Annotated in this window: 9 protein-coding genes; all 9 read right to left on the bottom strand. The window is 50.9% G+C overall.

Annotated elements, in window-relative coordinates:
- Positions 1-24: 24 nt before the first annotated feature.
- Positions 25-1,794 carry an arylsulfatase gene (locus GA003_00395; protein ID QXD28480.1) on the bottom strand — a complete coding sequence of 590 codons (1,770 nt, stop codon included), beginning with the start codon at positions 1,792-1,794 and terminating at the stop codon, positions 25-27.
- A complete protein-coding gene (locus GA003_00400; protein QXD30300.1) occupies positions 1,784-3,442 on the bottom strand; it encodes a glycoside hydrolase family 32 protein in 1,659 nt (552 codons plus the stop codon). Before GA003_00400 ends, GA003_00395 begins: the two co-directional genes overlap by 11 nt.
- 30 nt (positions 3,443-3,472) lie before the next feature.
- Complete coding sequence (locus tag GA003_00405; protein ID QXD28481.1) at positions 3,473-4,885, bottom strand: sulfatase; 1,413 nt, start codon at positions 4,883-4,885, stop codon at positions 3,473-3,475.
- 41 nt (positions 4,886-4,926) lie between these two features.
- A complete protein-coding gene (locus GA003_00410; protein ID QXD28482.1) occupies positions 4,927-6,309 on the bottom strand; it encodes a sulfatase-like hydrolase/transferase in 1,383 nt (460 codons plus the stop codon).
- Positions 6,310-6,321: 12 nt separating this feature from the next.
- Positions 6,322-7,665, bottom strand: a complete 1,344-nt coding sequence (locus GA003_00415) for a DUF1552 domain-containing protein (protein QXD28483.1) — start codon at positions 7,663-7,665, stop codon at positions 6,322-6,324.
- A gap of 120 nt (positions 7,666-7,785) precedes the next feature.
- Positions 7,786-8,298 (bottom strand): hypothetical protein, encoded by a 513-nt coding sequence (locus GA003_00420; GenBank protein ID QXD28484.1) that lies wholly within the window; start codon positions 8,296-8,298, stop codon positions 7,786-7,788.
- A 133-nt stretch (positions 8,299-8,431) separates the two neighbouring features.
- A complete protein-coding gene (locus tag GA003_00425; GenBank protein QXD28485.1) occupies positions 8,432-11,605 on the bottom strand; it encodes an efflux RND transporter permease subunit in 3,174 nt (1,057 codons plus the stop codon).
- Between the two features lie 151 nt (positions 11,606-11,756).
- The gene (locus GA003_00430) at positions 11,757-13,079 is read right to left on the bottom strand and encodes an efflux RND transporter periplasmic adaptor subunit (protein QXD28486.1); all 1,323 of its coding nucleotides are present in this window, start codon (positions 13,077-13,079) and stop codon (positions 11,757-11,759) included.
- Positions 13,080-13,218: 139 nt separating this feature from the next.
- A complete protein-coding gene (locus GA003_00435; protein QXD28487.1) occupies positions 13,219-14,796 on the bottom strand; it encodes a sulfatase-like hydrolase/transferase in 1,578 nt (525 codons plus the stop codon).
- Positions 14,797-14,930: the final 134 nt, after the last annotated feature.

Raw genomic sequence — 14,930 nt, forward strand, 5'->3', positions numbered from 1 at the left:
AAGATTGAAGAAAGGCTTTCCGGTCTACTTCCGTGTGACTTTGACGTAGATCGCACTGCACAACTCGTTTCCGTTTATATCGGAAAACAGAGTGCTGAGCTTCGTTTTTCCAGCACCCAACTTCGCAGTAAAGGTGGCATGGGTCGCGTCCTTTCTTGGAACTATCGTCTCCTGGAATCCGGCGACATGAATGCTTGCGTAGTGTATCGGACGTTCCCCTACATAACCTGTGAACGGATTGTGAGCCTTTATTTTTTCTCCCTCAACACCCGAGCTCAAAGCCAAATTTGCCGATTCCGGCCAACGGCGCAGTTCAAATTCATAGGTGCCTGCTTCTGCTACTTCTATGTCCCAATAACCGGTTGTGTTTGCGGCAACCAAATTGGGTGGGTTGTCACAGTAACCTCCCTGCCAGTCATTGGAAAAGAGCGTCAGACTTGGATCTGCATCGCTCCCGACGGTAATGTAGCGGGGTGTATCGAAACGGAGTTTGGCCTCGGTATACCACTGTTCGTAGTGGTCGCGCATGGCCTGTGCGACATCCGGAAATTGTTTTATTACGTTATTATCCTGATGTGGATCGGTGGCGATATTGTGGAGCGTATCGGGTCCCACGAGGCGCCATTTGTCCCACAGCACAATGGCATGATCCCAGCGAACGGCTGAGGTATTACGGTTGGAGTATTGAATCACGATTTTGCGGTCATCCAATTTCGATTGTTTGCCCTGTAGCAATTTAGCGAGGCTGGTTCCATTGATGTCTGCTGATGGTTTCGGCAAACCGCACAATTCAGCCAATGTGGGAAGAATGTCCTGAACCATGGCCAGGTCGCCAATGTCTCGGGCGCCGTGGAATCCTTCCGGCCAACGCCAGAAGCAACCCACCCGGTGTCCACCATCGAGCATACCGCGTTTGAATCCCTGCATGCCCGCATTGTAGATTTGCGAGGCCTCCTTACTTTGAGAACCATTGTCATTCAGGTAAATCAAAACGGTGTTCTCCTTTAATCCTTCTTTTTTCAGAAAGGCATCCAGCTTGCCCATATTCTCATCAATGTTGGCGATCATGCCATAAAAGGCGGCCGGCACCTCGACCCCGTTAAAGGTCCCCACTTGCGCGTAAGGTTTTGAGTATTCCTCATCGACCCAGTTTGGGACGTGAGGTGTATTGGTTGGTAAATAGAGGAAGAACGGTTCGTCGGCTTCTTTTTGTTCCTTCATCCAATCCATGGCTTCGCTGAAAAAGATGTCTGTGCAGTAGCCTTTATACTGTTTCTCAACGCCGTTGTGTTCCAGCCAGGGATCCCAATAGGAGTTCCCGAAATGATCAGCCAAGGAGGTTATGCCCCAAGCCGGATGATGCAGCGTCTCCTGAAAACCACGATCTTGGGGACGGTGCGGGTAGCTATCGCCCAGGTGCCATTTACCAAAGTGTCCGGTCGAATAACCAGCCTCAGCAAAATACTCGGGCATCAACTTAATTCCATTTCCCATCATGGAGCGTCCCTGGCAAACCGCGGTAGCTCCGTTGCGCATAGCATCCATTCCTGTCATCAATTGGCCACGTGTTGGAGTGCACATGGGAGCCACATGAAAGTCCGTCAGACGGAGGCTCTCGGCGTGGAGCTTGTCGAGTTCTGGAGTCTTCAACAATGGATTTCCATGACAGCTGTAGTCACCATAGCCCTGATCATCTGTCAGGATCAGGATGACGTTGGGACGGTCTGCCGCGAAGGCAGAAGAAAGCGCGAAACAAAGCGCCAGAATCAGGTGGTAATAATGTTTAATCTTCATCGTAAATACTTTCCATTTGCCAGGCATCGAGTGAGACCAGCTTCGCATCCGCACCCTGCGCACGCAACGAAACTCCGAGACTGTCTTTTCTTCCCGGATACACACGAGCAGCCACACAGGCTTTCCCGTTCACAAAGACTTCAACCACACTGCGGTCGATAAACACATGGAGTTTGAGGGGTGCACCTTTCTCACGCAGAAAACTATCAATCTCTGGAGGGCGGGACTGCGCGTCTGGAAGGATGGACGACCTGGAGTTGTCGAGTGTGACTACCGTATCATAGACTACTGCACCCGATCTATTGCGTTCCCTGGCCTTAATCACTCCGTAGATCCTGGGATTGTTGCCACGTTCGGGCTGAATGAGCAGACGGGTAAGTTCTTCCCCTCCTGGTGAGCGCAGCAGTTCAATTTCAATGGTCTGGGCGGACTTCGGATCAATTTTCGCAATCAATTCCATGGTATTGCCCTGGATATTCTCTAGAACAACTTCCTCATTAGCAGGTAAGCTGAGGTTTTGAACGCTTTGGTGTTTCCCACGGAGCGAAGCATAGTCCCCGGTAGGTTCCTGACGAATGGGATCGTAGGGATCATCGGGCGCCAGGGTTATTTTGCGCGGTAGCGACATAAGCTGATTCCACCCCTTGCTTGGGTAGCCTGGGTTCATATTGAAAATGACATTGATGCCACCCTTACCGTCGGGATAAGCGGAAGGAGCGTGGACGCCACCAGGTCCAGAGGCCCCTTGGTTAAAGCCCCCGCCATCGGTCGCCACAAATTTCATCCGCTTCTTATCGAGGTCTCCCAGGAGCCATTTCCCGCCCGTCGTGTGGCTGTAGTGAATGAGAATATACTTATCATCTCCAATCGGCCAGAAGTAGGGACAGGCTCCGTCGTCACCGATGATTCCAAAACGATCCCCTTCCAGGAATTGATGCATGTATTCCCAGTTGACCAAGTCCTTTGAGCGATGCAGAAATTCCGCGCGCACCCATTTCCCGCCGGGACCATCTTCAGATTGGCCAGCGGTCAGCGCATAATAGTAATCATCACCATCAATCTTCCAAATGGAAGGGTCAAAGATTCGGTTCGGCAGTGGGGGTGCCCCGGCCACGGATTCCGGAATCACCGCTTTGCCGGTTAGCTTCTCCCAGTTTAAGAGTAGTGGATCACTGGATACAGCAACCATCGAGCCGACTTCCGTATAGTGATACATGGCAATCGCCCGATCATCTTCTATATAGACCGTCCCCGAAAAGCAGGCTCGCTCCGGATCGGGGTAAATGGCATAAGGTAAATCGCGCCAATGAATCAAATCGTCACTGATGGTATGCCCCCAATGCTGACGAGGAAATTCCGGTGGGTAACCCTGGTAAAACATATGCCACTGGCCATTCCAATAGCTGAGACCGTTCGGATCATTCAAGCGGTTCTCCGGACTACTGAAATGGTAGCGCGGGTAGTGAGGATCTTTTAACAACTCGGCCCGAGACTTGCGAAACCGTTCCAGCAAAGGATTGTTAGCCAATTCCCTTTCCTGTTCTTCCAAAGAGTCCGAAAAGGTAAATTTGGGGACGGGGGAAGCGTTCTTTCCAGATGCTGTCTGCGCCTCTACGCAGATTGCGAATGCTAATCCCACACCCACCATTGAAGATAACAAGATTCTTTTCATAAGGATTTATTCAGATCGTTCCAATGCTTCGAAATCGTTCATGCCCAAATAATCGCGAAGTTTCGGTAGGCCGCCTGGTTCGCTGATGAGAAAATCTGAGTGGTCGAGCATTCCGGGAGGGCGGGTGTTAGCAGCGAGTTCTTTTGCATGGGCATCGAGGATTGCTTTCAACTCATTTGCCAGCTTGGGGCGTTTTTCGATCAGGTTCGTTGTTTCACCCAAATCGTTCTTCAAGTTGTAGAGCTCGAACTTCCCTTTACCTCCACGAACCAGTTTCCAGTTGCCGCGGCGAATGGCATCGACCTCGTAAAAAAGTACTTGGTGTGGTGATTTTGCTTTCGGTTTCCCGAGCAAGGCTTCCAGGGAGTTTTTCCCATCAATGATGCGGTCGTTGGGCATTTCGGCTCCGACTAATTTGGCTAACGAGGGCAAGACATCGACCGAAGCGGTTATCGCTTCGGTGACCTGACCGGCTGGGACGGTTCCCGGCCACCAGGTGAGAGTCGGTTCCCGCATGTGCCCTTCGTATTTAGGGCCTCCTTTATTTCCGCGAAGGGGTCCGGCGCTCATTCCACGTGCCGGACCATTGTCGGAGGTGAAAATAAAGAGGGTATTTTCATCAATCCCCAGTTCCTCCAGGGTATCAAGGATTCGACCTACACTGGTATCGACTTCTTCAACGGTGGCTCTATCCACATCGCCATCCGCTTTCTTTGCCAGATCCAGCCGACCAAAGCGGGGCAAGTGGACATATGCATGTGGCATATAAAGAAAGAAAGGTTGGTCTTTGTTTTTCTTTATGAACTTAACGGCCTCATCAGTAATGACCTCACAGAGTAAGGATTGGTCGGCTCCGTCGCTGACATAAGCTACTACTTCGTCCTGCCTGAGAACTGAAAGGGGCGTGTAGGTTTCTTTAGTGTGCCGGTGACCATTAAGATTAAACGGCCACATGTCGTTGGAGTAGGGAATGCCAAAATAGTCATCGAAGCCATTTTGCAGGGGTAAAAACTCCCGTTGATCTCCCAGGTGCCATTTCCCGAAAATGCCGGTTCGGTAGCCCACGGATTTCATAGCGTCGCCAATGGTAAACTCGGATGGATTGAGACCTCGTTTTTCATTAGGGAAACAAACCACTCCATCCATCCCAATGCGGGTAGCATAGGTGCCCGTCATAAGTGCTGCCCTGGAAGGCGTGCAGGCGGTGTTAGATGTGTAATATTGGGTAAGGATGTTTCCGCCCCTTGCCATACGGTCCAGATTGGGAGTCTGGTTGATGGTGTTGCCAAAGGGACCGATGTCGCCATAGCCCATATCATCAATGAACATGAGCACTACGTTTGGCTTGTCTGCGGCGGCGCAGGTCAAGTGGGTAACGAGAAATATCAGGAATACAGAAAATGGTTTCTTAGTGAGCATGCGGATAGTTGGTAAGGTTCTAATTCTTTTGTCCGGATAGCTCATTTTTTGGGAATTTGTGATTCATCCCAATCGAGGCGTTTGAAGTAGGCCGTTAGTTGGGTGTAGAGTTCTTTCGTCAGTGCTGGTTGCTCATCCGCCAGATTATTGCTCTCGCCGATGTCCTCGGCCAGGTCGTAGAGCAGTAGTTGATCTGAGTCGGCATCCTTGATGAGTTTGTGCTGTCCCTGAATGAGCGTGAGATCGTGCCGGTTGTCGGGCTTGGTGTATTTAAAAACGAGGAAAGGGTCTTTGCGGCGGATCGGTTGTTTCCCACTGCTTTTCAGATGGTCGAGTAAAGAGGCACCTTCCACTGTGTCTGGAAGCTGGCTCGTGCCGTTTATGATCTCCATGGCTGTGGTATAGATATCTGTGCCTACTACCGGTTCCGGTGAATGGGTATTCGCTGGGATTCCCGGTCCTCGGACAATAAAGGGAACACGAATACCTCCCTCGCTTACATGGTATTTGTGGCTGCGTTGTGGGTAGGCTTTGTAATAACCCCGCTGCTCGACAGGTCGGTGGAAGTCATGCTTGTCCTCGTAACCATTATCCGCGGTGTAGATGACGTAGGTGTTATCCCGAATGCCCAGTGCATCGATGGTGTCGAGCACACTACCCACTCCGCTATCAAGGTTCTCATTCATCGCAGCCCACAAAGGACTCTTTTGATACGGGGTCGCCTTGTCCACGTGCTGGGTCTTGTACTTTTCAATCGTTTCCGGTAGGGCCTGGTAAGTGAGGTGGTTGGCGTAGTGAGAAATTTGCAGGAAGAAGGGTCTGTCTGATTGCACCTGTTCCTTGATGAATTGATTAGCCTTTCTGGTCAGGCTGAAGATGAAACGTGGATCCCGGGGGTGAGGCGAATCCGGGTTGTTGCGGTTCTTTCCTCGGGTTGCGTGCGGATTGTGCCCATCCCCGTACTCGGCCACGTCATAACCGAGTTCTGAAGGCTCCCACTCGATATGCCATTTACCCATATGCGCACATGCGTAATCCGGATTCGCTTGCTTAAGGCGATTGGCCAGGGCGTCCTTTACAACCGCATCGATGTTCTTGCCGATATTGTCGGCTGCCCAGATTTGAAGACTGGATGGGCTGCGGCCAAACTGAATGGCATAGCGGGTGGGTGAGCAGGTAGGAGCTGGAGCGTAAGCCTGCGAGAAGCGCATGCCTTCCTCGGCTAATTGCGCCAGCCTTGGAGTCTGGTAATAGGTGCTGCCTGATCCCGGAATATCCGGATGCATCCGAGTGGAAAGTGCGTTCCATCCCTGATCATCGGCCAGAATAAGGACGATGTTGGGTGAGCTCTTCCCAAATGTGAGGGCCGTTGTGCAAAGCAAGACCCAGAAGAAAAATATTCCTAAAAGATGCTTCGTACCCATAATATGGATGCCTTAGCTGAGGAGCGGCTTCAGTGTGCCTGTACTGTCAGCAAATTTCTCAAGATTCAACCCCATGGTTTTGGCTTGAGTGAGCCATAGGTTGGCGAGGGGTGTGCCGTCTGGGCAATGGAGATGCTGCCCCGTATTCAATTTTCCCTGACCTGTTCCGGCTACTACGATAGGGAGGTCATTGTATTGATGGGTGGATCCATCCCCCAGTCCGGAGCCATAAGTGAACAACGTGTTATCGAGCAGGCTACTTCCATCAGACTCTATGATACTGTCCATCTTTTCCACGGTATAGGCAAACTGATCCATGTAAAAGCGGTCCACCTGCATTAATTGATCCACATAAACGGGTTGGTTATGTGACATCTTGTGATAACTCACGGGATTGTCGAATAGGCCTTCGAACATGAAGGGCGTATTCCATCGTTCAGGACCGATCATAAGGGTCGCAACGTTGGTCAGGCCGGTTTGCAAAGCGATGACCATGAGGTCACCCATTAAACGAATGTATTCGCCTCGAGGCAGGTAAGCCGCCGTGGGTTCCTCCATGGTGACCTGCTTCAGTTCACCTTTCATTTCCTCCAGTCGATCCATTTGCGTTTCGATCGTACGAATGGAGTCTAAGTATTCAGAAAATTTTTGTTTGTCGTTGTAACCCAGCTCCAATCGCAAAGACCGGGCATCTTCAAGCACCAGGTCGGTAATATTGCGAAAGCGCTGAATTTCCTGCGTGACAAACAATCGTCGATACACTTTGCGTGGGTCGCGAATGGAAGGCGCCACATGACCGGTGCCGTACCAGGAGATATTATCAAAGTAAATCGACTCCAGGTTATCTTTGTGACTGTTGCAGCTTAACTCGAGTGTACGGAAAGGTGTATTCTTTCCCACATGATCACCCACCATCTGGTCGAGCGTGCGGTCCAGCGGCCAGGCCGATTTAGAAATGGAGAATGGTTCGGCACTGCTCAGAAAACAGGATGCGCATTGGGCGTGCACATCGGTGCCGTTTTGGAAAGTGCGATCCATGCCCGTGATTAGAGTCACCTTGTCTTGGAGCTTCTCTAGAGGCTGAAGCGTATTCGTCCATTGAATGGGCTGAAATCCTACTTTGGTTTTTAGCCAGGAGGTATCAATGACGGGTGGGCTGTTCCCGATAGGAATAGCCGCGGCCTGTTCACCAGGAAAGAAACCTCTACGAACTACCCCAATGGGTACGTAGAAGAAGGCCATTCGCTGAGCGGGCACGGGTCGACTGGCCGCGAGAGAAATACTTTCCATCCAGGGCAGGGCCATTAAAGCACCGCCCGCTCCACGTAAAAAGGAACGCCTGGATATCGATTTCATAGGGTAGATTGAAAGAGTAAGGGAAGAGTATTAGGAGGTTTGTGGGCTGAGCTCAATTGGAAACTTTAGGAAGGGGTTGTCTAGCGCCGCAGCCTACACTGGCGAAGTTGGGTCCGCCGGTTATCGTTGTAGTGCTTCTATCAGAGGCCCTTGCTCTGTGCGACGGGTCATCACTTCCGTTTCCATAAATTCTACAAAATCCTCCGGCCAACTTGTTTTATCCTGAGACCAGAATGTTTTAAAATGGTTGGAATGGTAGGGCCCTTGCTGCATTCCCAAATACAATACCGTCTCCTTTTCCAAGATTCCCAATTTAAATTGCAGATAGCGGTTCATATTGAGTCGCATGAGCGACACGTAAAAGAACGTTACTTGGGCATCTTGATCGGATGATAGGGCTGCCTCGTTCCATGCGAGTAAAAATGCGATTCTAAGGTCTTCGTTTTGTACCATCATGTCTGCTACTGCAATGGACTGCTCAGAAATTGCCTGAATCGTAGCGCTCTTAACCGCCTCTGTATTTTGCCGGATTTCCCAGGCCACGAAGATGAGCGACAGGATTACGCCCAGTGCTCCCAAAAGTTGCCCCAGGAGTTTCCATTTTGGTTTTTTGGCCTCTGCTTCTTCACTCATGGGAAGGAGCTTACAGAGGTGTGGAGAAGTGGGACAACTGGAATGTTAAAATTGTAGGAGGTAGCTTGCTGCCGATTTGTCAGTCCTTGGAGGTTTGATTCGGCAGCAAGCTAGCTCCTGCAGATAATTCCGATTACGCTACCTGAGATGCTTCTTCCCCTCTGTTTCGAAACGGCCGGAAATACCACTGCTTCATGTGGCTCAATACCGTCCCACAATCCTCAGCAACTAGCAATGAGCAGGGAATCAAATAAAGCGTAATGACCGTGGCAAACACCACGCCGAAGCCAAGGGACACGGCCATCGGAATCAGGAACTGTGCGTGTAGAGAGGTTTCCAGCATTAATGGAAGCAGCCCGACAAAGGTAGTGATGGAAGTGAGCATGATGGGGCGGAAGCGTTTGCCTCCTGCTTCCAGGCAGGCCTCGAGAAGTGGGATGCCTTCACGTGTTCGCTGATTAACAAAATCCACCATCACCAGTGAGTCATTTACGACCACACCAGCCAGGGCGAGCATACCGAAGATCGAAAGGTAAGAGGGCGTCAATCCCATGATCATATGCCCCAGTAGTGCTCCGATCACGCCAAAGGGAAGGGCGATCAAAACAAAGAAGGGTTGGACCATCGACTTGAACGGAATAGCCAGAAGAGCGTATAGAATGAAGATCAGGGCGAGGGAGCCGATAATGGTGCGACGCTTCGATTCTTCGGCTTCGGCCACGTAGCCTTTCCATTGGTAGGAGATGCCTTCGACTTCGTTGCAGAACTCCTGAATTTGCGGAGTAAGTTCTTTCGATATGCCGATGATATCCACCGTCTCATCCATGGGTTGTGCACCAATGCGAATGATTTCCGCCCGATCGTTACGTTCAACAAAGGTGGGTGCCTGGGCAAAATTTATTTCTGCGACCGTGGTGAGAGGGACATCTGCGCCGCGCGGTGCACGGATTTTTATGCGTTCGAAGGTGTAGAGAGATTCACGTTCGTCATCCGGCAATCGAACCATGACCCGGATGTCATCCACATCCTCTAGCACACGTTGGGCTTGTTCCCCATAAAAGGCCTGCCTGATCTGGCGTGCCAGCAATTGTTGCGTCAGTCCTAATTCGATGGCCCGTGGTTTGAGAGAGACCACCAGCTCCTCCGCTCTGAAGTTAATATCCGCCCAGGCGGTGCTGATGCCTTCATAATCCATGAGCAGGTCTCGGATTTTTTTTGCCACTTCGGCTTTCCCCTCCGAGCTGGGGCCGCGCAGTTCGAGGTTTAAATATTCTTCGTTGTTCTCTCCCCCTTGTTTGAAAGAGGATTCTGAATACACACGGAATTGTCTGGCCCCCGGGATGGGGCCAATGATCTCGGCCCAACGATTGGCTATCACGCTGTTTCGGGGTCCGGGTTCGCTTCGACCTTCTGGAGGGATGACCTCCACCTGGACGAACCCTTGCGATTGACTGTACCCTTTTCCTGGGTACTTAGCGCCTGAGACTAGGGAAACATTGCGGACCAGCGGTTCACCGGTGCCAGGATCGAGAAACTCCTCCTTCAACTGATCGACTGCGCCCACTATTCTTCGTATGTAGCGATCTGTGATTTCCACTGGAACATCACCAGGAAAGGCTAGGGTAGCGGTCAGGCGAGCCGTATCGACCGAAGGGAACGATTGAAAACCGAGGCGGCCGCCTATGCAATAGCCTGCCATAAGTAAACCCATGGTTGTGAAAAGCGCCAGAACCGAAAATCGGTTTGATGTCGCGAACTTGAGGGAGGGTCGATACACCTTTTCGACAAAACGCTCAAGATTGTTAGCGATGGAACCCTGGAATCGGGTAAAGAAATTTGGGTGACGGCCTACGCGGACATGTTTCAGGTGAGCCGGAAGGATCAGCTTTGATTCGACGAGGGAGAAAATCAAAACCGCACCTACAATCGGTGGAATCTGTTTCGCAAAATCTCCCCAGACACCGTCAAAATAGAGCAAGGGCAGGAAGGCGACAATGGTGGTGATAACTCCAAAGGTTACGGGTACGGCGACTTGTTTGGTCCCAAGGATGCTTGCTTCGGTGGGATCCATTCCTGTCTTCAGTTGCGTGTAGACATTTTCCCCGGTAATGATCGCGTCGTCGACCACCACACCCAATACCAGGATGTAACCGAAGAGGCTCATGATGTTTGCCGAAATCCCAAAAACCGGCATGAGGAGTGCACCTCCTGCAAAGGAAACCGGGATCCCCAACACAACCCAGAATGCTACCTGCGGGCGCAAAAAGATCCCCAGGATGATCATGACCAAAATGCTGCCTTGGAACAAGGATGTGACCAGGGTATCCAGTCGTCCGCGAATGCTATCCGACTCATCCTTCCAGATATGAAGATTCACACCATCCGGGAAACGATCGTGGGCGTTCTCCACATAGTCGTGTACTTTGTCCGAGATATCGATCGCGCTTTCCTGCCCGACTCGCATCACCTCCACGTAGAGTGCTGGTTTCTCATTAAATTCAACAAATTTCGTTCCGCCCTCAAAGGTATCGATTACCGTGGCCACTTCACCGATCAATACATCGGCGCCGTTGGCCGATCGAATGGGAATTTTCGAAAAATCTTCTTCTGAATACGCCTGTCCTTTTGTTCGTACGTTGAGTCGACCGCTTTCGGTCCGAATGGAACCGGCTGGCATATCGATGGAGTTGCGACGGATCGCATCGGCAATATTTTGGAACGTTAGGTTGTAAGACCTGAGTAGCTTTTCGTCAGCCTCAATGGATATTTCCCGATTCCGGTCTCCTTGAATGTTGGTTCGGCTGATCCCAGGAATTTCCAATAAATCATCCCTGACTTGACGAGCGGCTTTCAGAAGATCGTGGTCGCTCAGATCTCCAGAAACTGCAACGGTGAGCACTTCCCGCGAATTAGCGGATTCGGGGATAAATATGCGGGGAGGTTCGGTTTCTCTGGGGAAGGTATTGATGGTGTCTACCTGGGCTTTTACGTCATCCATTAATGCCCGAAGATCTACACCGTCTTTGGCTCTCAAATAAAATCGGGCTCGGCCGTTGCTGCCATCGGCGTTCAATTCCTTAATGCCCTGAACGCTTTCCAGCGCTGCCTCAACCGGAATGAGAATGGCCTTTTCGATATCCTTGGGTGTGCCGCCTCGGTAACGCATATCCATCATTACCAGGTCCCAGCTAAGCGCAGGCGATACTTCCAGTGGTATCTTGAAAAAGGCCGTGTACAAACCTGCCAGCAGGATGCCAACCATGAGAAAGTTGGCCGCGATGCCATTCTTTGTGAACCAGCGAATCATGGAAGTGCAAGGGGTTCAGAAACAGTTGTTGTAGGAGCAAACTTGTTCGCGACCTGAAGATGCAAAGAGTCGCGAACAAGTTTGCTCCTACAGTTTGTTAAAAGTCGGTTCATTTCCTTTTCACGCATCCGCTTAGCCATCCAGAAACTTATCATTTTTTTCCGCCTCCGCCTCCTTTAAGACTTTTTCCTTTATCCGGCTTACCGGCCTTGGGATCCACTATGGTGGTGTTGAGGGGAGCGTTCGGATCTATGTCTGGAAGAATTTCTACCTGCGCACCTTCCGGAGTATAAGTTAATTTGGTGGTAGCCAGAAGCGATCCATCCGGAATGTTTGGATCGCGAATCAGTATATAGTGTTCATCCGACCAGACGGACTCAATGGTTCGGTTGTGCAGCGTCAACTTTTTCGGATCTACGATGTAAACCTGGTTCAGCCGTTTTACCCCAAGTCTGGGTAATGCCATGACGTTTTCCAGTACTTTACCAGAAACCGATGCCGTTACCGGCTGGCCTATTCGTAAGGGTGGTTTACCGGATATGATGCCGAAAGGATCATCTACTTTAGCGATCGCAAATAATTCAAGTGAGCTGGGGTCGAGCGCACCCTCGGTGCGAATGATCTGTGCTTTCCAGGTGGTTTCATTGGCGGGATTCAGAGTGTCTTTCAGCACGACCTCTACGGGGGGATCACCTACCTCTTCCGGCAAAACGAGAAGAGGTAAATCCTCCCCAGGAATCGGCAGGCGTATCTCCGCATAATCGGAAGCGAATATAGTCCCCAGAGAAGAATTGATACGTATCGCCTGGCCCAGACCTACCGTTCGTTGCTTCACCCGGCCATCAAAGGGTGCGCGAATCCGAGTGCGTTCTAATTCACGCTGCGCGCGACCGAGTTGAGCATCGGCAGATTTCACGTTGGCTTCCGCTTGTTTTAATTGAGGAATGCGGAGCACTAGTGGGTCAGGTTCTTCATTTAAGTTCAGTTTCTCCCAATTGGCACGTGCAACATCAGACTGGGCTTTTTCCAGCGCATACTGGGAGGTCATTCGAGCGACATTTGCTTCGGCATTTGCTACTGCCGCTGCATAATCGGCTGTGTCCAGCTCCACCAAAATCTCTCCTTCTTTAAAGAATCCACCATCTTCAAAGCTGGGACTGATACTCACAATCTTCCCCGACACTTCTGAATTCAGGGTAATTTGGTCGTGAGGACGTACATTTCCCTGGGTTACTATTTGAGTGGGGTAATCCTGGGTTATGAGCTCCACTACCTGGGTCTTGATGGGCCGCGGCTTTCCTTTCGGGCGCTTCTTTTCTTCTGGTTCTACGGATAAGGAAGAGTAACCGAACCATCCTACGGCAAGGATAAGTATGGGCGGGACCAGACGCGTAATGATTGCGAGGGTACGATTACTTCCTTTGCGTTTTTCAGCAACGCGTTCGGAGGGTAGTTTCTTTTCTTCGGGTTCCATGGAGATGACCTTGGCCAATCATATCAGACGGACCTTACCAGAAGGTTATGTCTGAAAGATTTGTTTTGTTGGAGGTGGTATACAGTAAATTGAGACAGGATCATTATGAGCAATGGGGTAACGTTTCACAAATCAAATGCTAATTTCCGAAAAAATGTTTAAATGCGGCTGTGGCTTCCTTTTTGGTAATGAAGCCATTGTCGTTGCGGTCCATGGTACCGAAGCGCTGGCTTTGGTATTCCTTTCGAGATAGACGTCCATCCCCATTCTTGTCGTTCTCAAAGAGTCGGGCCAGTCGCTCTTCGATACTGATGTTTCCTCTACGGACGCCTTGTTTGAGCTTCCCGCCGACCTCGGCATTGGTGCGGTCCTGACGTATCCATCGCGGATCCTGCATTTGGCTACTCCAGTGTGCGTAGATTGTTTGCAGCTCTTTAAACTTTGCTGGATTCTTTTTTGCCAGGTCCTCCTGCTCCCCGATGTCTTGGGACAAATTGAAAAGCATCTCTTCCTCGCCTCGTGATTTTACGAGCTTCCAGTCGCCCACGCGTGCGGCATGTTGGCCTCCGGAACGCCAGAAGAGTTGTTCGTGCGGTTTGCTCTTGTTGGAACCATTGAGGTAGGGGAGAAGATCCTTGCCATCGATGAGGTCATCATCGTCCAACTCAACACCGGCCACGGCTAAGGAAGTGGCGGTTACGTCGAAACCCATGATGGGATGGTTATAGGTTTCTCCAGCAGGAATGTGTCCCGGCCATTGCACGGCAAAGGGAACGCGAATGCCACCTTCCCACATCGTTCCCTTGGTTCCTCGTAACGGATCGTTTCTTGAAGTGGTTTGTGGAGTAGGACCACCGTTGTCGCTGTAGAAGAAGACCAGAGTGTTGTCTTCTTCGTCGTGTTTGCGCACCGTATCCATCACTCGCCCCATGGCATCGTCCAGTGCCGATAACATACCGGCATAGGTTTTGCGGTTCTTGTTTTTAATCTTTGGAAAACGGCTTTCGTACTTCTTGGTTGCTTCGAGTGGCAGGTGCACCGCGTTGAACGAAAAGAATATGAAGAAGGGATCTTCAGAGCGATCACTGGCCTCGTGATCTTCAATGAACCTCACCGAGTCGCGGGCAAAGGCATCCGTCAGATACTCGGTCTCGTCATGGTAGGGTTTTCCATTCTGGAACATCTGATGGTTCTGTCGTGGGCCGTTGGGATAAAAGGTACGAGCTCCTGAATGAAAACCGTAAGTGTAGTCAAAACCGCGCTCATGAGGTCGCAAACCCGGTTGGAAACCCACATGCCACTTTCCCACCCAGGCCGTACGATAATCCACTTCCTGCAGTCGTTCCGCCAGTGTTGGCACGTCACGCGGAATGCCAAAGTTCTTGGCTGAGTATTCCTCCGGCCCCGAGTTGTTTTCAAAGCCGAAGCGGTGCTGATAACGTCCAGACAGCAACCCTGCCCGTGACGGCGAACAGACCTGATGATTCGCATAACCATCGGTAAACTTCACACCCTTCTCCGCGATGGAATCGATGTGAGGAGTCGGGATATCTTCACATCCATTGAAGCCCACGTCGGCATAACCCAGATCATCCGCCAGGAAGATGATGATGTTAGGCCTGTCCTGAGCTTGTCGAATGGGGCGTTCCGCCGCAAAGAGCGAAGAGCAGAGAGCGAGGAGGCTGGTAACTGAAAGAATGGAAAGTAATTTGCGCATGTGGGCTAACTATAGGTGAGTAGAACCCTAGTTTAAATACGACAGCCTGACCAGCCCGCAGATAGACGTATATGAAAGTATCAAACTACTCGATTGATACATAGGGTATGGTCTCCTGCTGTGGATAGTGTGAC

It is taken from the genome of Opitutia bacterium ISCC 52 (assembly GCA_014529675.2).
Lineage (GTDB): Bacteria > Verrucomicrobiota > Verrucomicrobiia > Opitutales > UBA2995 > UBA2995.